The following is a 20,008-nucleotide window of genomic DNA, read 5'->3' as shown; positions in this document are numbered from 1 at the left end:
GACCTTCCGCCGCTCGATCGCTTATCGATCGTTCAGTGAATGACGGGCGAGTCTGAAGGTTGCCCGATCGGCGTAGTCAAAAACTCGATGTGTGACAGGAGTTGACCGTCGACACCGCCTTTCCTACCTTCTTAGCGAACGCTCAGTAAGTCCCCGGCAGGCAGGCCGCGCGATGGCCTGCCTCCGAGAGAGGAACCGATGAGCCAGACCCGTCACACCCCAGCCCGCAGCACCGGGCCCCTGGCCGGAGTGCGCGTGGTGGAGCTGGCCGGGATCGGACCCGGTCCGTTCGCCGCGATGCTGCTCGCCGACCTCGGCGCCGACGTCGTACGCGTCGACCGGCCCGGGCCCGCCCCGTTCGGCCTCGACCCCGCCCGCGACGTGACCCACCGCAACAAGCGGTCCGTCGTCGTCGACCTGAAGGCGGCGAACGGGCCCGCGACGGTGCGGGCGCTCGTGCGCCGCGCCGACGTCCTCATCGAGGGGTACCGCCCCGGTGTCGCCGAACGCCTCGGCGTGGGACCGGAGGAATGCCTGGCCGCCAACCCCGCACTCGTCTACGGGCGGATGACCGGCTGGGGCCAGTCCGGACCGCTGGCGCCCCGGGCGGGCCACGACATCGGCTACATCGCCACCGCCGGAGCCCTCGGCGTGATCGGCCCGCCCGACGGCCCGCCCGCGATCCCCGCCAACCTGCTCGGCGACTACGCCGGCGGCTCCCTCTACCTGGTGACCGGCGTGCTCGCGGCCCTGCTCACCGCCCGGAGCACCGGCCGCGGCCAGGTGGTGGACGCCGCCATCGTCGACGGCACCGCCCACCTCACCGCCCTGCTGTGGGGCATGCTCGCCATGGGCACCTGGCGCGACGACCGGGGCACCAACCTGCTCGACGGCGGGTGCCCCTACTACGCGGTGTACGAGACGGGCGACGGCGGCTGGATGGCGGTCGGCGCCCTGGAACCGCAGTTCTACGCCGAGTTCGTACGGCTGCTGGGACTCGCCGACGAGCAGCTGCCCGACCGTGACGATCCGCGCCGGTGGCCCGAGCTGCGGGCGCGGTTCGCCGCGCGGTTCAAGACGGCGGGCCGCGCCGAATGGACCGCCGTCTTCGAGGGCACTGACGCCTGCGTGGCCCCGGTGCTCTCCCTCGGCGAGGCCGCCCGCCACCCGCACCTGACGGAGCGCGGCACCTTCACCGAGGCGTACGGCGTCCTCCAGCCCGCTCCGGCCCCCCGCTTCTCCGCCACTCCCGGCGCACTGCGCCTGCCGCCCCCGCGGCCCGGCGCGCACACCGCCGAGGTGGCCCACGACTGGGACGTCCCCGACCTCGTCCCCGATCCCGCCCCCGGCCTCGTCCCCGAGCAGCCCGCCCCGGTGGCGTCTTCCCGGAAGGACCCCCGCTGATGGAACTGTCCACGCCGCTGACCTACGCCGGCGACCCGCGCGCCGCCGCGGACGAGGCCGCCGCGCTGGAGTCCGCGGGCCTCGACGCCGTCTGGGTGGCCGAGGCGTACGGCTTCGACTCCCCGACGATCATGGGCTATCTGGCCGCGCGCACCGAACGGCTGCGCATCGGCTCGGCCGTCCTCAACGTCTACTCCCGCAGCCCGGCGCTCATCGCGCAGACCGCGGCCGGGCTCGACGCCCTCACCGGCGGCCGCGCCCTCCTCGGCATCGGCGCGTCCGGCCCCCAGGTCGTGGAGGGATGGCACGGCCGCCGCTACGACCGGCCGCTCGGCCGCACCCGCGAGGTGATCGGCCTGTCCCGGCGCATCTGGCGCCGCGAGGTGATCGAGCACCACGGCATCACCGACCTGCCGCTGCCGCCGGAGAAGGGCGGCACCCTCGGCAAACCGCTGAAGCTCCTCACCCGCCCGGTCCGCGACGCCGTCCCCGTCTACGTGGCCGCCCTCGGCCCGGCCAACGTCCGGATGACCGCGGAACTCGCCGACGGCTGGCTGCCGTTCCTCTACGTCCCCGAGCACGCCGCCAAGGTCTGGGGCACACCGCTCGCGGAGGGCGCCGCGCTGCGCGATCCCTCGCTCGGCCCGCTGTCCGTGGTCGCCGGCGGGCTGCTCGCCGTCGGCGACGGCGCCGAGGCGGTGCGCGACCTGGTGCGCCCCATGATCGCCCTCTACGTCGGCGGCATGGGCGCACCGGGCCGCAACTTCTACCACGACCTCGTGTGCGCCTACGGCTACGAGGCCGCGGCCGCCGCGATCCAGGAGCACTACCTGGCCGGCCGCAAGAAGGACGCCGAGGCCGCCGTACCGGCCGAACTGTGCGAACTGGTCAGCCTGGCCGGGCCCGAGGGGTACGTCCGCGACCGCGTCGAGGCCTTCCGCGAGGCCGGGGTGACCATGCTCAACGTCACCCCCGTCGGATCCGACCCCGCCCGGCTCGTCGAGCGCGTCAAGGGCTGGCTGTGACCACCCGCCGGCCCATGACCGCGCGACCGCCGTACCCCGCCCCCACCCCCTGGGAGACGACATGAAGCGTGACCTCTACGGCCTGGAGCACGAGGCCTTCCGAGAGACCGTGCGCACCTTCCTCGCCAAGGAGGTGCTCCCGCACCACGAGCGCTGGGAACAGCAGGGAGTGGTCGACCGCGAGGTGTGGCGCTCCGCGGGCCGCCAGGGACTCCTCGGACTCGCGGTCGACGAGGAGTACGGCGGCGGAGGCACCGACGACTACCGCTACAGCGCCGTGCTCGCCGAGGAGTTCGCCCGCGCCGGCGCCTCCGGTCTCGCCCTCGGACTGCACAACGACATCGTCGGGCCCTACCTGACCCGTCTGGCCACCGAGGAGCAGAAGCGGCGCTGGCTGCCCGGCTACACCTCCGGCGAGATCATCACCGCGATCGCCATGACCGAACCCGGAGCCGGCTCCGACCTCCAGGGCATCCGCGCCACCGCCACCGACCGGGGCGACCACTACCTCCTCAACGGCACCAAGACCTTCATCTCCAACGGCATCCTCGCCGACCTCGTCGTCGTGGTGGCCCGCACCACCCCCGAGGGCGGCAGCGGCGGCCAGAGCCTGCTCGTCGTCGAACGCGGCATGGCGGGCTTCGAACGCGGCCGCAACCTCGACAAGATCGGCCAGAAGGCCCAGGACACCGCCGAACTCTTCTTCCACGACGTCCGCGTGCCCAAGGAGAACCTGCTGGGGGAGGAGAACCGGGCGTTCACCTACCTCATGGCCAACCTCGCCCAGGAACGGCTGGCCATCGCCGTCGCGGCCGCGGCCGCCGCCGAGGAGATCCTGGACGTCACCGTGCGGTACGTGAAGGAACGGGAGGCCTTCGGCCGGCCCCTGGCGCGGCTCCAGCACGTCCGCTTCGAGATCGCCGAGATGGCCACCGAGGCCGCCGTCACCCGCAGCTTCCTCGACCGCTGCGTCAGCGAGCACAACCGGGGCGAACTCGACGCCGTGCACGCCTCGATGGCCAAGTGGTGGGCCACGGAACTCCAGAAGCGGGTCGTCGACCGGTGCCTGCAACTGCACGGCGGTTACGGCTACATGACCGAGTACCGCGTCGCCAAGGCCTTCCTGGACGGCCGCATCCAGACCATCTACGGCGGCACCACCGAGATCATGAAGGAGATCATCGGCCGCTCCCTGCTCGGTTGAGCGCCGCCGGACCCGCCCCTCTCCCCGCCCCGCAACTCCCACGCGATCTCCCACGCGCCGAGTCCACTCGACCCGGCCGGACCGGAAGGCATCCAGGTGACCAGCGAAGCGTACGTGTACGACGCGATCCGCACCCCGCGCGGCCGCGGCAAGGCGAACGGCGCCCTGCACGGCGTCAAACCCGTCGACCTCGTCGTCGGACTCATCGACGAGGTGCGCCGCCGCTACCCCGGGCTCGACCCGGCGGCCGTCGACGACATCGTGCTCGGCGTCGTCAGCCCCGTCGGTGACCAGGGCGCCGACATCGCCCGCACCGCGGCCCTGGCCGCCGGACTGCCCGACACGGTGGCCGGCGTCCAGGAGAACCGCTTCTGCGCCTCCGGCCTCGAAGCCGTCAACCTCGCCGCCGCCAAGGTCCGCTCCGGCTGGGAGGACCTGGTCCTGGCCGGCGGCGTCGAGTCCATGTCCCGCACCCCGATGGGCAGCGACGGCGGGGCCTGGGCGCTGGACCCGCGCACCAACCACGACACCGGCTTCGTCCCGCAGGGCATCGGCGCCGACCTCATCGCCACCCTGGAGGGCTTCACCCGCCAGGACGTCGACGCGTACGCCGCCCTGTCCCAGGCGCGGGCCGCCGAGGCGTGGAAGGACGGCCGCTTCGACCGGTCCGTCGTGCCCGTCCGCGACCGCAACGGACTGCTCGTCCTGGACCGCGACGAGCACCTCAGGCCCGGCACCACCGTGGAGAGCCTCGCCGCGCTGCGGCCCTCCTTCGCCGTGCCCGGCGAGGCGGGCGGCTTCGACGCGGTGGCCCTCCAGAAGTACCACTGGGTGGAGCGCATCGACCACGTCCACCATGCGGGCAACTCCTCCGGGATCGTGGACGGCGCGGCGCTGACCGTCATCGGCTCCGCCGCGGCGGGGGAGCGGCACGGACTGCGGCCCCGGGCCAGGATCGTCTCGGCCGCCGTCTCCGGTGCCGACCCGACCATCATGCTGACCGGTCCCGCCCCGGCTTCCCGCAAGGCCCTCGCCAAGGCCGGGCTGACGGTCGCGGACCTGGACCTGGTGGAGATCAACGAGGCCTTCGCCGCCGTCGTCCTGCGCTTCGTCCGCGACCTCGGCCTCGATCCCGACCGGGTCAACGTCAACGGCGGCGCCATCGCGATGGGACACCCGCTGGGCGCGACCGGCGCCATGATCCTCGGCACGCTCGTGGACGAACTGGAGCGCCGCGACCTGCGGTACGGGCTGGCCACCCTCTGCGTGGGCGGCGGTATGGGCATCGCCACCGTCGTCGAACGCCTCTGACAGCGCCCGGCCCGCGGCTCCGGGGCGGGGCGCACCCCGTGCCCCGGACCGAGCCTCCTGTCCCCGTGCCGCACCGCACTTCCCCCGTGACCGCCCGCACCCCTGGAGACCCTCTTTAATGGCCACCACAGCCGCCGACCGCAGCACCATCCGCTGGGAGGAGAGCGACGACCACGTCGTCACCCTCGTCCTGGACGACCCCGGCCAGTCCGCCAACACCATGAACGCCGCGTTCATCGACTCCCTGGACGCCACCGTGGACCGCCTGGAGTCCCACAGCGACGACCTCAAGGGCGTCATCCTCACCTCCGCCAAGAAGAGCTTCTTCGCCGGCGGGGACCTGCGCGACCTGATCGCCGTCACCCCCGCGACCGCCGGGCGGTCCTTCGAGGCCGGCATGCGGATCAAGCGCGCCCTGCGCCGGCTGGAGACACTGGGCAAACCCGTCGTCGCGGCCGTCAACGGAGCCGCCCTGGGCGGCGGTTACGAGATCGCGCTGGCCTGCCACCACCGGATCGTGCTGGACCACCCGGCCGCCCGCGTCGGACTGCCGGAGGTCACCCTCGGGCTGCTGCCGGGCGGCGGCGGGGTGGTCCGCACGGTCCGCATGTTCGGCGTCGTCGACGCCCTGCGGAAGGTGCTGATGGAGGGCCGGCAGTACGGCCCGGCCCAGGCCCTCGAGGAGGGCCTGGTCGACGAGATCGCCGCCGACCCGCAGGACCTCCTCGCCCGCGCGCGGGCGTTCGTCGACGCCCACCCCGTATCCCGCCAGCCCTGGGACGAACCGGGCCACCGCATCCCCGGCGGCACGCCCGCGCACCCCGGCTTCGCCGCGAACCTGCCCGCCTTCCCCGCCACCCTCCGCAAGAAGCTGGGCGGCGCCCCCTACCCGGCACCGCGCAACATCCTCGCGGCGGCCGTGGAGAGCACCCAGGTCGACATCGACACCGCCTTCGTCGTCGAGGCCCGGTACCTGACCGAACTCGTCACCGGGCAGACCGCCAAGAACATGATCCAGGGGTTCTTCTTCGACCTCCAGGCCGTCGAATCCGGCGCCAACCGCCCCCAGGACCTGCCCGCCCGCACCGTCGCGAAGGTCGGCGTGCTGGGGGCCGGGATGATGGGGGCCGGGATCGCGTACGCCTGCGCCAAGGCGGGCATCGAGGTCGTGCTCAAGGACGTCTCCGCCGAGGCGGCCGCGCGCGGGAAGGCGTACTCCGCGGGCCTGCTGGAGCGGGCCGTCGCCAAGGGCCGTACGACGCGCGCCCGCGGCGACGCGCTCCTCGACCGGATCGTGCCGACCGCCGACGCCCGCGACCTGGCCGGCTGCGACGCGGTGATCGAGGCGGTCTTCGAGGACCCCGCGCTCAAGCACCGGGTGTTCCGGGAGGCGCAGGAGGCCGTCGCCCCGGACGCGCTGCTGTGCTCCAACACCTCCACCCTGCCCATCTCCCTGCTCGCCGAGGGCGTCGACCGGCCCAAGGACTTCATCGGGCTGCACTTCTTCTCCCCCGTCGACCGGATGCGGCTGGTCGAGATCATCAGGGGCCGGGAGACCGGCGACGAGGCGCTCGCCCGCGCCTTCGACCTGGTCCGGCAGATCGGCAAGACGCCGATCGTGGTGAACGACTCCCGCGGCTTCTTCACCTCGCGGGTCATCGGCCGCTTCATCGACGAGGGCGTCGCCATGGTCGGCGAGGGCATCGACCCGGCGACCGTGGAACAGGCCGCCGCCCAGGCGGGCTACCCGGCCAAGGTGCTCGCCCTGATGGACGAACTCACCCTCACCCTGCCCCGCCGCATCCGCGAGGAGACCCGCCGCGCCACCGAGGAGGCGGGCGGCACCTGGCGGCCGCACCCGGCGGACGCCGTCGTCGACCGCATGATCGACGCGTTCGACCGCCCGGGACGGTCCGCCGGCGCCGGCTTCTACACGTACGACAACGGCCGGCGGACGGGACTGTGGCCGGGACTGCGCGAGCACTTCACCGACCCTGCCGCACAGCCCGCCGACCTCACCGAGCTGACGGAGCGGATGCTCTTCGTCGAGGCCCTGGACGCGGTGCGCTGCCTGGAGGAGGGCGTCCTGGTCTCCGTGGCGGACGCCAACGTCGGCTCCCTGCTCGGCATCGGCTTCCCGGCCTGGACCGGCGGGGTCCTCCAGTACGTCAACGGCTACGACGGCGGCCTGCCCGGATTCACCGCCCGGGCGCGCGAGCTCGCCGCGCGGCACGGGGAGCGCTTCGACCCGCCCGCACTGCTGCTGCGCAAGGCCGAGCGGGGCGAGGTCTTCACCGACTCCTGAGCCGTCCCCTGCCCGTCCCCCCGCGGCACGGCGCGGCGCACCGCCGCGCCGTGCCGCCCCTCCCGACGCACCGACCCCGACCCGCAAGGAGGCCCTGATGACATCAGCCCCCCGCACGACCGGGGAGCCCCCCGGACCGCCGGCCGAGGCGACCCTGCCGCTGCTGCTGGAACGCAACGCCCGGCTGTACCCCGAGCTGCCGGCCCTGTCCTGGCAGCAGCAGGACGGCGGCCCGGACGGCTGGACCACCCTCACCTGGGCCGAGGTCCGCGAGCACACCGCCCGGCTCGCGGCCGGCTACGCGGCACTCGGCGTCGGCCGCGGCGACCATGTGCTGCTGATGACGGCCAACCGGCCCGAGCACTGGCTGTCCGACCTGGCGCTGGTCCGCCTCGGCGCCGTCCCCGTCAGCGTCTACGGCACCTCCGCCCGCGAGCAGGTCACCCACATCGCGCGCAACTGCCGGGCCCGCGTCGCCGTGGTGGAGGGCGCGGCGCAGGTGGAGCTGTGGGCGCCGCTGCTGGACGACGCCGGCACACCGTTGGAGCGGCTGGTGGTGGTCGAGCCCGGCACCGAGGGCGTCCACCTCCCGTACGCCGCCCTGCGGGCGGAGCCCGTGCCGGACGAGTTCGGCAAGGTCCTGGACGCCGCCCGCCCCGAGGACCCGCTGACCGTCGTCTACACCTCCGGCACCACCGGCGAGCCCAAGGGCGTGGTGCTCAACCACCGGCACGTGCTGGCCGACGCCCTGGCGCTGGACGCGGTGGTGGAGCTGCCGCCGCACGTCGAGCACATCTGCTACCTGCCGTTCGCCCACATCGCCGAACGGATGCTGGGCCTCTACCTGCCCTGCCACCGCGCCTCCCACGTCTATCTGTGCGCCGACCCGGCGAAGGTCGCCGAGACCGTGCGCAAGGTGCGGCCGGCGCAGTTCTTCGGGGTGCCGCGGGTGTGGGAGAAGCTGGCCGCCGCCGTCCGCGCCGTGCTCTCCCTGCTGCCGCCCGAGCAGCGGACGGTCATCGAGGAGGCCGCGGGGGTGGCACGGGAGCACGTCGGCTTCCGGGAACGCGGCGAGCCGGTGCCCGCGGACCTGGAGGAGGCCTACGGCCGGGCCCGTGAGGACGTCCTGCTGCCGCTGCTCGCCGCGGGCGGCCTGGAGCGGGTGGTCTGGGCGGCCAGCGCCTCGGCGCCGATGCCGCTCGACGTGGTGCGGTTCTGGGCCGGCTTCGGCATCGTGATCATGGATGCGTGGGGGCTGACCGAGACCACCGGCGTGGCGACCACCAACAGTCCCCGCACCGGCTTCCGGCTGGGGTCGGTCGGCCGTCCCGTGTCGTCGGTGGAGATCCGCACCGCCGACGACGGCGAGATCGAGGTGCGCGGGACGACCGTCTTCTCCGGCTATCTGCGCGAGGACGGTTCGGTGGAGTCCGCGGTGGACGCGGAGGGCTGGCTGCGCACGGGGGACATCGGCCGGGTGGACGAGGACGGCTTCCTCTGGCTCACCGACCGCAAGAAGGAGATGATCGTCACCTCGACCGGCAAGAACGTCTCGCCGGCGCTGGTGGAGAACGCGCTGAAGGAACACCCGCTGATCGGGCAGGCGCTCGTGCACGGCGACAACCGCTCCTACCTCGTCGCCCTGCTGGTGCTCGACGCGGAGGCCGCGCCGGCCTGGGCCACCGCCCACGGGGTCGAGGCCGGCACCGGCCTCGCGGACCTCGTGGCGCACCCGGCCGTGCGGGCGGAGGTCGAACGGGCGGTGGCCGCCGCCAACTCCCGGCTGAACCGGACCGAGCAGGTCAAGCGGTACACGCTGCTGGCCGAGGAGTGGGGCCCGGCGACCGGGGAGCTGACACCGTCGCTCAAGATGCGGCGCCGGGTCATCCGCGAGAAGTACGGCGCCGCGCTGGACGGGCTGTACGAGGGCTGAACACGGCCGGGACCGAGCGCGGGCTGACCGCGGCCGGGACCGACGACGGCGGCCGGCCATCCGGGAACGGGTGGCCGGCCGCCGTCGTGGCGCGGGCGTTCAGAGGCCGTAGGTCTTGCCGATCACGTCCCGCTGGATCTCGCTCGTGCCGCCGTACACCGTGGAGACGACCGCGGCCCGCAGATGGCGCTCCATGTCGTACTCGGTCGCGTAGCCGTAGCCGCCCATCATCTGCATGCCCTCCAGGGCGACCCGTTTGGCGGTCTCGGTGGCCTTGAGCTTGGCCATGGACGCCTCTCGCGGGAACAGGCGGTCCGGCTCCGCGTCGCAGTCCCGGGCCACCTCGCGCACCAGCAGCCGGGTGCACTCGATCTCCGTGGCGAGGTCGGCGATCCGGTGCCGCAGCGCCTGGAACGAGCCGACGGGGCGCCCGAACTGCTCGCGCTCGCGGACGTAGGCGACCGCGTCGTCGAAGGCGCGGCGGGCCAGGCCCAGCATGTTCGCCGCCAGGAACAGCCGCTCGTAGTTCAGTCCCGCCATCAGCTGCCGCCAGCCGTCGCCCACCTCCCCGACGACGGCGTCGGCCGGCAGCCTGACCCCGGTGAGGAACACGTCGTTGACCTCCCGGCCGCCCATGGTCTCGATGCCCCGGATCTCCACCCCGGCGGTGCCGGCCGGCAGGTGGAACATGGTGAGCCCGGCGTGCTTGTCGGGGCCGGTGCGCGCCACGAGCAGGATGGCGTCGGCGCAGTGGGCGTTGGAGATCCAGGTCTTCTGACCGTCGATCAGCCAGTCGCCGTCGGGGCTCCGCCGCGCCCGGCAGCGCAGCGCGCCGACGTCGGAGCCCGCCGACGGTTCCGACATGGCGATGGCGAGCACCCCGCCGTCCACGGCCCGGGTGAGGACGTCCCGCTTCTGCGCTTCGGTGCCGAACCGTTCGTAGGCCTTGGCGGCGATGACGGTGGTGACGAAGCCGCCCGCCGGGACCAGGCCGTAGGAGGTCTCCTCCAGGAACAGGCAGGCGTCGGCCAGTCCGCCGCCGGCGCCGCCGTACTCCTCGGGCAGGCACACCCCCAGCCAGCCGAGGTCGGCGAGCCTGCCGTACAGCTCGGGGTTGTGGGGCTCGGTGCCCCCCGCGGTCAGCGCGTCCCGCTGCTCCCGCGTGCCGCACTCCCGCTTGGCGAAGTCGCGTACGGCCGCGACGAAGTCCGTCTGCTCCGGGGTGAGACGACTGCCCATGAGAACCCTCCAGGTCCGGTGAGTTACAAAGATATAGAATATGTTGCACGGTTTCTCGGGTGGATGGGTGCCGGTATCGTGAGGAACACCATGAAGACTTCTGCGAACGACTCCCTGCTCGCGCGGGCCATCGCCCAGCCCGAGACGGAGGAAAAGGTGGCGCGGCGGATCCTCGACGCCGCACTGGAGGAGTTCACGGCCTTCGGCCTGCGCCGGTCCTCGATGGACGACGTCGCCAAACGGGCCGGTGTCTCCCGCGTCACGGTCTACCGCCGCTTCCAGAGCAAGGACAAGCTGGTCGAGGCCTGCCTGCTGCGCGAGGGCAGCAGGTTCTTCCAGCAACTGGACGCGGCCGTGGCGGCGTTGCCCACCATGGAGGAGCGCGTCGTGGAGGGCTTCGTGGTGGCCCTCCGCCACACCCGGGCGCACCCGCTCTTCGGCGGCCTGCTGCGGCTCGAACCCGAGCTGGTGCTGCCCTACTTCACCGTCCAGGGCGGCCCCTCGCTCGCGGCCACCTGCGACTACCTGACGGCCCATCTGCGCCGCGCCCAGCGGGCCGAGGGCCGCCCGGACTCCGACCCGAGGCCGGTCGCCGAGCTGATGGTCCGGGTGGCCGTCTCCTTCCTGCTGAACCCGGCCGGCTGCATCGAGATGGAGGACGAGGACCAGGCCCGGGCCTTCGCCCGCCGCTACCTCGCCCCCCTGCTCGACGCCTGACGGCCCCTGCCCGCACGGCACGTCAGCGCCGCCGGTGCAGCCACCGCGCGACGGCGACCGCGCGGGCCCGGGCGGCCGCGGGGGCGGTGAAGGACGTCAGGTTCACCGGCGGGGCGAAGCGCCGGACCGTGACCGACTGCGGCGCGGTGAACGCCTTCAGCCCCTCCTCCCCGTGGATGCGCCCGAAACCGGAGTCGCCGCAACCGCCGAACGGCAGCGCGGGGACGGCGGCGAAACCGAGCACCGAGTTGACGGAGACGGCGCCGGCCCGCAGCCGGGCGGCGATCGCGGCCCCCGCCCTCCGGTCGCCGCAGAACACCGAGGCGGCCAGCGCGTAGGACGAGGCGTTCGCGCGCTCCACCGCCTCGTCCACGTCGGCCACCGCGTTGATCGCCACGGTCGGCCCGAAGGTCTCCTCGGTCATCGCGGCCGAGTCCTCCGGCACGTCGGCCAGGACGACCGGGGACACGTACCTCCCGGACACCGACGCGGACCCGCCCAGCAGGGCACGCGCACCGGCCGCCAGCGCCTCGTCCACGTGCCGCCGCACCACGGCCGCCTGCCCCGGCATCGTCATCGGACCGTACGCCGCGTCCGCGTCCGGGCCCACCGGCAGCGCACCCGCCCGCTCCACCACCTTGCGGCAGAGCGCGGCGTGCACCTCCCGCACGGCGTAGACGCGTTCGACGCCCGCGCAGGTCTGCCCGGCGTTGCTCAGCGCGCCCCACACGACGGCGTCCGCGGCGGCGTCGAGGTCGGCGTCGGCGGTGACGACGACCGCGTCCTTGCCGCCGCACTCGGCGAGGAACGGCGTCAGCGACTCGGCGCACACCGCCATCACCTTGCGCGCGGTCCCCGGCGAGCCGGTGAACGCCAGCTTGTCGACACCGGACCGGGCCAGCGCCTCGCCCGTCGCGGCCGCCCCGGTGACGGTCGTGAGCAGACCGGCGTACCCGGGCACCGCCGCGTCGAAGAGCTCGGCCAGCAGGACGCCCGTGCCGGGGGTGTGCTCGGACGGTTTGAACACCACGGCGTTGCCGGCCGCCAAGGCGTAGCCGATCGACCCCATCGGGGTGTAGAGGGGGTAGTTCCACGGTCCGATCACGCCGACCACGCCGAGCGGCCGGTGGACCAGGGTGGCGCGCTGGTGCGCGGCCACCAGACCGGAGGGCACGCCGCGCCGCCGCAGCACGCGTCCGGCGTTGCGCGCCGCCCACGCCAGGTGTTCGAGGGTCAGGACCACCTCCAGTTCCGCGTCACCGCGCGGCTTGCCGGTCTCGGCCGCGATGGTGTCCGCGACGTCGTCCAGCGCGGACGCGAGCCGCCGCTTGAAGCGGAGCAGGTGGTCGCGGCGCCGGGGCGCGGACTCGGCCGCCCAGCGGTCCGAGGCCGTCCGGGCCCGCCGTACGGCACCCGCGACCTCCTCCGGCCCGGCGACCGGGTGGTCGGCGAGCGGCTTGCCCGTCGCCGGGCTGTGGACGGTGAAGGTCGAGGGGCGGGGCGTGGTGTCCCGGGCCGTGTCGGTCATCGCTGCTCCTGAGGTGTGTTCCGGTCCGCCGGACGGCCGGGCGACGTCACGTCCGCCGGCGGCTCGTCCGCCGACTTCCGGGGGGTGGGCTGTTCGGGCGTGGGCTGCTGGTCGGCCGGCCGGGCCGATGGGGACGGTCGGTCTGGCGTCCGGGGGGAGGCCGGCTGTCTGACCGGTCGCTGGTCGGCCGGTGCCCCGTCCACCGGCCGCTGGTTTACCGACCGCTGGTCCACCGGTGGCTGGTTTACCGACCGCTGGTCCACCGGCGGCTGGTCCGACGGCGGCTGGTCCGACGGCGGCTGGTCCGCCGGCGGCCGGGTGGCCGGGGCCGTTCCCGCCGTCGGGCACTCGTCCCGCAGCGGCTTCAGCGGCCTGGTGTGGGCCCAGTGCGGGCCCAGGTCGTCCAGGGTCCATCCGAAGGGGTAGCTGCGGGGCTGCTGCCGGTACGGCCACCAGTTCGGCCGGGGCGGCAGGCGGCGCACCACGGCCGCCCGGGCGCGCAGGGCGCGGTGGGTGGCGCCGCGGACCGGCCGCGGCTGCGCGGGCAGGCCCAGCGCGGTGAGCAGCGGCTCGTCGAGGACGGCGAGCGAGGCGCGCGCCGCCAGCGGTCGCAGCAGCCTGGGGTACCACTGGGTGACGACCCGCAGCGTGGCCGCGGCGACCCGCCGGTTGGCCGGGTCGTACGCGAACATCTTCCGCTCGTAGCCGTCGTGCAGGTGCGCGAACCCCGCGTAGTCGGCGGGCAGGTCGCCGATGCCCATCATGCCGCCCATGCGCCGCCCCACGAGCGCGAGGCTCTCGGTCTCCTGCTCGCACAGCGGCCGCCAGCCGTACCGGTCGATCCACCGTTTGGGGCCGACCACGGTCGTGGCCAGCACGTACAGGTAGTCCTCGTTGGGTATGCGGTAGCGGCCGTGGATGCGGTTGAGGTGGCGGGCGGCGGCCCGGGCGCGTTCGGAGTCCATGCCGTCCACGACCATCTCGTGGGCGATCAGCACGGTGTCGTCGTACCGCTTCTGCCCGGCGCGCTCGAACTCCTGGGTGCGGTCCAGGAGCTGGGAGATGCGCGGTACGCCGAAGTCCCGCAGGAAGGCGATCGAGACGCCCTGGAGGTAGTCCCAGGGGAACTCGTACCGGGTGACCCAGCGGAAGATCTCCTCGTGGTCCTGCCGCGGGTCCATCTGCTGGATGCGGTGGAGCCGGCTGTAGCGGCCCATGGGCGGTCTCTCCTAACGGTGCCTGCTGCGGATGGACAGGTCGGCGAAGTGGACCGTCTCGGCGTCGACCAGGACCTGGCCGGCCTCCACCGCGGTCACGGACAGCTTCGGCAGCTGTACGGCGATGGGGAGGTTCGCCGGGACGACGTCGGCCCCGATGCAGATGCGCGGGGTGCCGACCTCGAGGACGGGGATGGTGATCGAGCCGGTGAGCTGGGTGACGTAGATGTCGACCTGCGGGATGTCCAGGTCCACGTCGATCGTCTGGACCTGGCCCGCGCTCTCCAGCCGGAAGGCGTAGTCGTCCGCGACCAGCCGGTCGGCGTGCACCCACAGCACCTTCATCCGCCGGCCGTCGGCGGTGGGCAGGTAGGTGGCGCCGTGGATGATGGCGCCGTAGGCGGTCAGGGTGTCGGCGCCGACCTCGGGGTAGAGCGGGCTGATCGGGTAGGTGGCCCGCGGGCGGCCCGGCTGGTCGCCGATGACGATCGGCGGGCGCAGCGCGGTGAGGTCGTCCGGGTCGTCGGCGGTCTCGCCGGGTGTGGCCTCCGCCAACTCCTGGTCGGGGTCGGGGAGTCCGCCGGTGTCGACGCCGGTGAGGCACGGGAGCGTCACCTGGGCGGCGTCGGCCTTCTCCTCCTCTTCTCCCGCCTCCTCCTCGGTCGCCTTGCCGTCGTCCTCCTCCGGGGCGGGCGGGGTCGAGGGGGAGGTGGAGCCGGAGGTGGTGGGGGTGGGCGCGGCCGGGCCCGTGCTGCCGGAGGCCCGGCCGCCGCTCGCCGACCCGGTCGGGGCGGGGGTGGGGGAGGGCGTTCCGGCGGACTCCCACGGCCAGGTGAGGGTGGGCCAGGGGAGGGGGAACACGTCCGTGCCCGGTGCCGCGGCGGCGGTACCGGCGGCCGGGAGCCCGGCCGCCACCACCGCGCTCACCACGAAGAGGACCGCGCCCCGCACGGGCCCGGGGCGGCCGCCGGAGCGGGCGCGGCCCTCACGGGCTTTTGGGGCGGTGCCCTCCCCCCGGGCGTCCGCTCCGCCGGTCACGGCGTCGGCCGTCTCCGCCGCGACCGGTACCGTCGCCGCCGTCACCGCCGTGGCCGGTCGGGCGTCCCGCTCGGCGTCCGGGGGCCCGGAGCGGGCATCCGGGCCGTCGCCGTCCCCCGTCCGCTCGCCGTCCGTCGTCCGCTCGGGGTCGGGCATCCAGCCGAACGCCATCGAGGAGCCGATCAGGCCGGCCAGCATGCCGATGCCGAAGCCGCCGAGGTTCGTGGTCGCCATCGACGTCAGCGAGGCGATCGCGGTGACGACGGAGACGAACATCCGCTGGTCCGGCTTGAAGAGGAAGAACAGGCCGCCCGCGATCAGGACCAGGCTGATGCCGGCGGCCGACATGGCGCCCACCCCGATCCTGATCATCAGCGGGAGCGGGGCCAGCGGGATGGCGACCATCTCGACGCCGCCCGCGATGACCCACACCGCCGCCCAGAACGGCCGCCTTCGACGCCAGCCGCGCAGGGAGCGGCGCAGCCGGGGCGCGGGCAGGATCCGGTCGAACCAGTCGCCGGTCTCACGGGCCAGTTCCGACAGGAAGCCGAAGACGAAGCTGAACATGACCGAGTCCGTCCGTCGTCGCCGTCAGAAGCACTGCTTGCCGGAACGGCTGAACTCGATCTCCAGCTTCTCCAGCGTCAGGGTGCCCCCGTTCGCGGAGTACGCGGTGCTCCGCACGTCATGGGCGACGGCGGTGCTCGCCTGGACGCCGAACGTGCCCTCGGGGCCGGTCACGCCGGGCGCGCCGGTCAGGGTGGAGGCGTCCCGGCCGGCCTGGACGCCGGTGACCTTGCCACCGCCGCCGGTGAGGGCGTCCGCGTTCACCACGAGGTCGCTGCCCTCGAGCGGCTTGTCCGCCCCCGAGTGCACCAGCATGGTGATGTCCCCGACCAGCGGCAGTGTCTGCTTGAGCGAGACGCACACGTCGGAGACCGTGCCGCCCTTCACGGCGGCCAGCAGGACCGGCTTGGCGTCGCTCGCCGAGCTGCCGATCGAGGAGGGGAACGAGGACACGCCCTCCGCGGTGACCTCGGACGCCGAGACCTTGAACGCGGCGCCGGAGACCGCGAAGGAGGCGGCGAGCGCGCCCTGGGCGAGGGCGATGCCGAGCGCTCCCACGGCCAGGGCGCACGGGACGAACATGACGGCGCTGCGCTTCCAGTGCGTACGACCCGCACCCGGGGTATTCGTCCGGTTATAGGAGTATCTGTCACTCATGTCACTCATGGGGAATCCCTTCCGCAGGGCTGGAGCGATGGCGGCGAGCTCTCGGGGGCCATCGGGGTCATCGGGACCATGGGGCGCCGTCGGGGCCATGGGGTGCCGTCGGGTGTCATCGGATGTCATCGCTGAGTCGAAGATACAAAAACTATTGACTTGTTTCACGAGGCGCGTCAATACTCCGGACACCACGGAGAAACGGAGGCGTCATGACCGCTCTGCCGCACATGTCCGCCGGCCCGGAACCCGCACCCGGCGAGGGCGTCGCCCCCTCCTCCGAGGTGAGGGCGCCGCGCCGGGGCGGAATGGCCTGGCGCCACTTCGGTGACGCCCGCTCCACCCTCATGGCGCCCCAGCTGCTGCTCCTCCAGGTCGCGCACCCGGTCGTCGGCGCCGGTGTCGCGGACCACAGCAATTTCCGTGCCGAACCCTGGCCCCGGCTGATCCGTACCCTGCTCTCGCTGAGCACCGTCGTCTACGGAGGGCAGCGCGCCGCCACCGCGGAGGCGCGGCGCCTGCTCCACGTCCACGCCGGGATGAAGGGCACCGACTCCGCCGGCCGCCGCTACCACGCCCTCAACCCGGAGGCCTACCACTGGGTGCACGCGACCCTCGTCAAGGGGCCGGTCGACGCGCAGCGCCTGTTCGGCAAGGGCATGACGGACCAGGAGCTCGAGGAGTACTACCGCGAGATGCGGGACGTCGGACGGGTCTGGGGCCTCAAGGACCACCACCTGCCCCCGGACTGGGCGGCCTTCAGCGCCTACTACGACGACATGGTCGACCACCGGCTGGAGCACAACCGGTCCGTGCAGGACGTCCTCGACGAACTCGCCCACCCCGCCAAGCCCTTCGCCCGGCTCCCGAACCTGCTCTGGCGGCCCGTCGCGCAGATCGCCGCCCACTACGCCCTGCTGGTCACCGTCGGAGCCCTGCCGCCCCGCCTGCGCGACCGGCTCCACCTCACCTGGAGCCGGCGGCAGGAGCGCGCCCTGCGGCGCTTCGCGCTGCTGGTACGGCTGCTGATGCTGCTCGTCCCGCCCCCGCTCCGCATCTCGGGCACCCTTGCCATCGCCTACTGGGCCACCCACCGTCCGGGCACCGAGCCCGCCGCGCGGCGCCCGCTGGGAGCGTGGTGACGTGAAGGCCACCACCGGGCCCACCCCGCTCGCCCCTGACACCATCCTCTGGGACATCGCCGGCGACGTGCGCCTCCTGCTGTCGCTGCCCGCCGCGCTCGTCCTCCAGGTCGCCCACCCGGCGGTCGGCGCCGGTGTCGACGACCACTCGGTGTTCCGCACCGACCCCTGGGGGCGGGCCGAACGATCCCTGGAATCACTCCAGTTGTGGGTGTACGGCGGCGAGCGGGCGATCGAGGAAGGGCGCCGGCTGCGCCGTCTGCACAAGACCATCAGCGGCACCGACAGCCGGGGCCGCTCCTACCACGCGCTCACCCCCGCCTACTACGCCTGGGTGCACGCCACCGCCTACCCCGTCTTCCTGCGGGCGGCGCGCTACCTCTCCCGCCCGCTCGCCCCCGACGACGAACGCCGCCTCTACGACGAACTGCTCCAGCTCGGCGGCATCCTCGGTATCCACCCCCGGGACATGCCGAAGACGCCCGAGGAGTTCTGGCCCTACTTCGACGCGATGGTCGACCGGGAACTGGAGCGGACGGCCGTGGTGGACGAACTGCTCGACCCGCGTCGCCCCGTGCCGCCGCCCCCGGGCGCCGGTGCGCTGCTGCGCCGGCTCTGGCCGGTCCTGCGGCGCCCGCTCGCCCGTCTGCACGTCTTCGTCACCGCCGGCCTCCTCCCGCCCGCCGCCCGCGACCGCCTCGGCGTGCCCTGGACGTCACGGGACGAACGCCGGCTGAAACGCCTCGGCGCCGTCGTCCGCACCGTCGTCCCGCTGCTGCCGGAACGACTGCGCTACTTGCCCACGGCCCGAGCCGCACGAGCGAGGGCCGCCGCGACGGCACACACTCCCGCCGACCGCGGCGGACCGGCTCCCCGCCCGAGATGAGGCGGCCGCGACCGGGCCGGCGACCGGCGGCGCCCCACGGCAGCCGCCCCCTCCCCACCGCGCCGCCGACGCCGACGGCCCACAGGACCACCGCCGCCCCACCGCCGACCCGCCCCACCGCCGACCCGCCCCACCGCCGACCCGCCCCACCGCCGCCCCGGCCTGCCGCCGACCCGCCCCACCGCCGACCCGCCCCACCGCCGCCCCGGCCTGCCGCCGCCGCGGCCTGCCGCCGCCCCGGCCTGCCGCCGGGCCGCCGCCGAGCCTCACCGGGCCGCCTTCGGCCCGCCGCCGAGTCTCACTGCACCGCCTTCGGCCTGCCGCAGTCCCATCCTCGGCCCGTCGCCGAGCCTCACCGCCCGGCTCTCGGCCCGCCGCCGGGCTCGTCCCCGGATCGCCGCCGGCCCGTCGCCGGGCCTCACCGCGCCGCCCCCGCCCCGCCGCCGCACGCCCCTCGCCCCGCCCCCGCCCCGCCGCCGCACGCCCCTCACCCCGCCGCCGGATCGCCTCCGCACGGCCCCGGCCCGCCCCGCCGGGCGCCTGGGCCCGGCCCCGCCGCCGTGCTCGTTTGACGGGCCGTTTCGTGATCGATTACGTTCCCGCACGTCGGGCCGTGCCGGTCCGGCAGTAGTGGCATGCCCAGCCGGTGATGCGACCCCGGGCCGACGAGGCACCAGGGGGCCGTGAGTCCGGACCGAGTCGCCAGGAGCGCCGTGCGCGTCCGAGGCGGGGACGTGCCCCCTCCGTCGGGAGCCCGCTTGTCCCTGCACCTGCCGCACGTCCGTCCGCGCCGGTCCACGACGGCACTGGTGGCGGCCGCCGCCGTCTCGCTCCTGCTCGCCTCCTGCTCCGCCTCCGGGGACTCCGGGGGCTCCGGGGACCCCGAGGGGAAGCCGGCCACGGCGGAGGTGACGCCTCCCCCCGTCCACGGCGGTTTCGACTACCAGCTCGGCGGCGCCTACCCCCCGCCCGCCGGCACCTCGATCGTCGCCCGCGACCACACGGCGTCCCCCGCCCCGGGGACGTACTCCATCTGCTACGTCAACGCCTTCCAGGCCCAGCCGGACGCGGAGGGGGAGTGGGACGACGACCTGCTGCTGCGCGACGCGGACGGCGAGGTGGTCGTCGACCCGGACTGGGACGAGGCGCTTCTGGACATCCGCACCGCGGCCAAGCGAGAGCGGGTGGCCCGCAAGGTGAACGCCTGGATCGACACGTGCGCGGACAAGGGCTTCGACGCCGTCGAACCGGACAACTACGACACCTACACCCGCGCTCCCGACGGCCTGCTCACCGCCGGCGACGCCAAGGCGTTCCTCGCCCTGCTGGCCGCCCACGCGCACGCCGAGGGGCTGGCCGTCGCGCAGAAGAACACACCGGACCTGGCCGCCGACCGCGAGGAGGTCGGCCTGGACTTCGCCGTCGCGGAGGAGTGCGGCAGGTACGACGAGTGCGACGCCTACACGGACGCGTTCGGCCGGCACGTCGTCGACGTCGAGTACGAGGAGCGGGGCATGGAGCGGGCCTGCGCGGGCTGGGGCGACGAGATCAGTGTCGTCCTGCGGGACCGGGACGTGGTTCCGCGGGGCGACTCCGGTTACGTACGGGAGACCTGCGACAGTCTGTGACCCCCCGGGCCCGTCCCCGCGCGGGGACGGGCGGCGGCCCCGGCTACGGGGTGCTGTCCATCGTGGCGCGCAGACGCGCGCCGGCCATGCGCATGTGCTCGGCCATCGCCCGGTCCGCGGCCTCCGGGTCGCGGTCGCGGATGGCCCGCAGGACCGCGTGGTGCTCGCACGGGGTGCCGCTGACGGTGTTTCCCCTTCCGGGAGTAC

14 protein-coding genes and 2 pseudogenes are annotated in these 20,008 nt (G+C 74.2%); 10 read left to right on the top strand and 6 right to left on the bottom strand.

The genetic code is table 11. The annotated features are described in order from the left end of the window. Window positions 1-198: 198 nt before the first annotated feature. The 6 genes from ACIP67_RS24470 (at window position 199) to ACIP67_RS24445 (ending at window position 9,182) form a co-directional block, all read left to right on the top strand. Window positions 199-1,404 carry a CaiB/BaiF CoA transferase family protein gene (locus ACIP67_RS24470; protein WP_401694558.1) on the top strand — a complete coding sequence of 402 codons (1,206 nt, stop codon included), beginning with the start codon at window positions 199-201 and terminating at the stop codon, window positions 1,402-1,404. Then, window positions 1,404-2,429 carry an LLM class F420-dependent oxidoreductase gene (locus tag ACIP67_RS24465; RefSeq protein ID WP_401694557.1) on the top strand — a complete coding sequence of 342 codons (1,026 nt, stop codon included), beginning with the start codon at window positions 1,404-1,406 and terminating at the stop codon, window positions 2,427-2,429. The genes ACIP67_RS24470 and ACIP67_RS24465 overlap by 1 nt, the downstream gene beginning before the upstream one ends. Window positions 2,430-2,490: 61 nt before the next feature. Beyond that, window positions 2,491-3,633 (top strand): acyl-CoA dehydrogenase family protein, encoded by a 1,143-nt coding sequence (locus ACIP67_RS24460; RefSeq protein WP_401694556.1) that lies wholly within the window; start codon window positions 2,491-2,493, stop codon window positions 3,631-3,633. A 96-nt stretch (window positions 3,634-3,729) separates the two neighbouring features. Next, window positions 3,730-4,944: an acetyl-CoA C-acetyltransferase gene (locus tag ACIP67_RS24455; protein WP_401694554.1), complete on the top strand. Its 1,215-nt coding sequence runs from the start codon at window positions 3,730-3,732 to the stop codon at window positions 4,942-4,944. Window positions 4,945-5,062: 118 nt separating this feature from the next. After that, a complete protein-coding gene (locus tag ACIP67_RS24450) occupies window positions 5,063-7,249 on the top strand; it encodes a 3-hydroxyacyl-CoA dehydrogenase NAD-binding domain-containing protein (protein WP_401694553.1) in 2,187 nt (728 codons plus the stop codon). Between the two features lie 97 nt (window positions 7,250-7,346). Further along, window positions 7,347-9,182: an AMP-dependent synthetase/ligase gene (locus tag ACIP67_RS24445; protein ID WP_401694552.1), complete on the top strand. Its 1,836-nt coding sequence runs from the start codon at window positions 7,347-7,349 to the stop codon at window positions 9,180-9,182. Window positions 9,183-9,281: 99 nt separating this feature from the next. Here ACIP67_RS24445 and ACIP67_RS24440 read toward each other — a convergent pair whose 3' ends face one another. Continuing rightward, window positions 9,282-10,421, bottom strand: a complete 1,140-nt coding sequence (locus ACIP67_RS24440; protein WP_401694551.1) for an acyl-CoA dehydrogenase family protein — start codon at window positions 10,419-10,421, stop codon at window positions 9,282-9,284. Window positions 10,422-10,511: 90 nt separating this feature from the next. On the opposite strand from ACIP67_RS24440, the gene ACIP67_RS24435 reads away from it, so the two are divergent. Then, window positions 10,512-11,138 carry a TetR/AcrR family transcriptional regulator gene (locus tag ACIP67_RS24435; protein ID WP_401694549.1) on the top strand — a complete coding sequence of 209 codons (627 nt, stop codon included), beginning with the start codon at window positions 10,512-10,514 and terminating at the stop codon, window positions 11,136-11,138. A gap of 22 nt (window positions 11,139-11,160) precedes the next feature. Here the strand turns inward: ACIP67_RS24435 and ACIP67_RS24430 are convergent, their stop codons facing one another. From ACIP67_RS24430 to ACIP67_RS24415, 4 genes and pseudogenes are all read right to left on the bottom strand, one after another. Then, window positions 11,161-12,666 carry an aldehyde dehydrogenase family protein gene (locus ACIP67_RS24430; RefSeq protein ID WP_401694548.1) on the bottom strand — a complete coding sequence of 502 codons (1,506 nt, stop codon included), beginning with the start codon at window positions 12,664-12,666 and terminating at the stop codon, window positions 11,161-11,163. A 347-nt stretch (window positions 12,667-13,013) separates the two neighbouring features. Then, window positions 13,014-13,883, bottom strand: a pseudogene (locus ACIP67_RS24425) (oxygenase MpaB family protein); the annotation flags it as partial. 12 nt (window positions 13,884-13,895) lie between these two features. Further along, window positions 13,896-15,488, bottom strand: a complete 1,593-nt coding sequence (locus tag ACIP67_RS24420; protein WP_401694547.1) for a DUF6114 domain-containing protein — start codon at window positions 15,486-15,488, stop codon at window positions 13,896-13,898. 24 nt (window positions 15,489-15,512) lie between these two features. Continuing rightward, window positions 15,513-16,154 (bottom strand): DUF6230 family protein, encoded by a 642-nt coding sequence (locus ACIP67_RS24415; protein ID WP_401694546.1) that lies wholly within the window; start codon window positions 16,152-16,154, stop codon window positions 15,513-15,515. A 203-nt stretch (window positions 16,155-16,357) separates the two neighbouring features. Here ACIP67_RS24415 and ACIP67_RS24410 point away from each other — a divergent pair, with 203 nt between their 5' ends. The 3 genes from ACIP67_RS24410 to ACIP67_RS24400 all read left to right on the top strand — a co-directional run bounded on the left by ACIP67_RS24410 (window position 16,358) and on the right by ACIP67_RS24400 (window position 19,801). Continuing rightward, window positions 16,358-17,287: an oxygenase MpaB family protein gene (locus ACIP67_RS24410; RefSeq protein ID WP_401694544.1), complete on the top strand. Its 930-nt coding sequence runs from the start codon at window positions 16,358-16,360 to the stop codon at window positions 17,285-17,287. 1 nt (window position 17,288) lies between these two features. Continuing rightward, window positions 17,289-18,173: an oxygenase MpaB family protein gene (locus ACIP67_RS24405; RefSeq protein WP_401694542.1), complete on the top strand. Its 885-nt coding sequence runs from the start codon at window positions 17,289-17,291 to the stop codon at window positions 18,171-18,173. Window positions 18,174-18,931: 758 nt separating this feature from the next. Then, on the top strand, window positions 18,932-19,801 hold the full coding sequence (locus ACIP67_RS24400) for an endo alpha-1,4 polygalactosaminidase (protein WP_401694540.1): 870 nt from the start codon (window positions 18,932-18,934) through the stop codon (window positions 19,799-19,801). Between the two features lie 43 nt (window positions 19,802-19,844). Here ACIP67_RS24400 and ACIP67_RS24395 read toward each other — a convergent pair. Beyond that, a pseudogene (locus ACIP67_RS24395) lies at window positions 19,845-19,988 on the bottom strand (FCD domain-containing protein); the annotation flags it as partial. Window positions 19,989-20,008 lie beyond the last annotated feature (20 nt).

It is taken from the genome of Streptomyces sp. NPDC088812 (assembly GCF_044750285.1).
Lineage (GTDB): Bacteria > Actinomycetota > Actinomycetes > Streptomycetales > Streptomycetaceae > Streptomyces.
The sequence above is the reverse complement of the archived record's forward strand: the minus strand, read 5'-3'. Positions and strand labels throughout refer to the sequence as shown.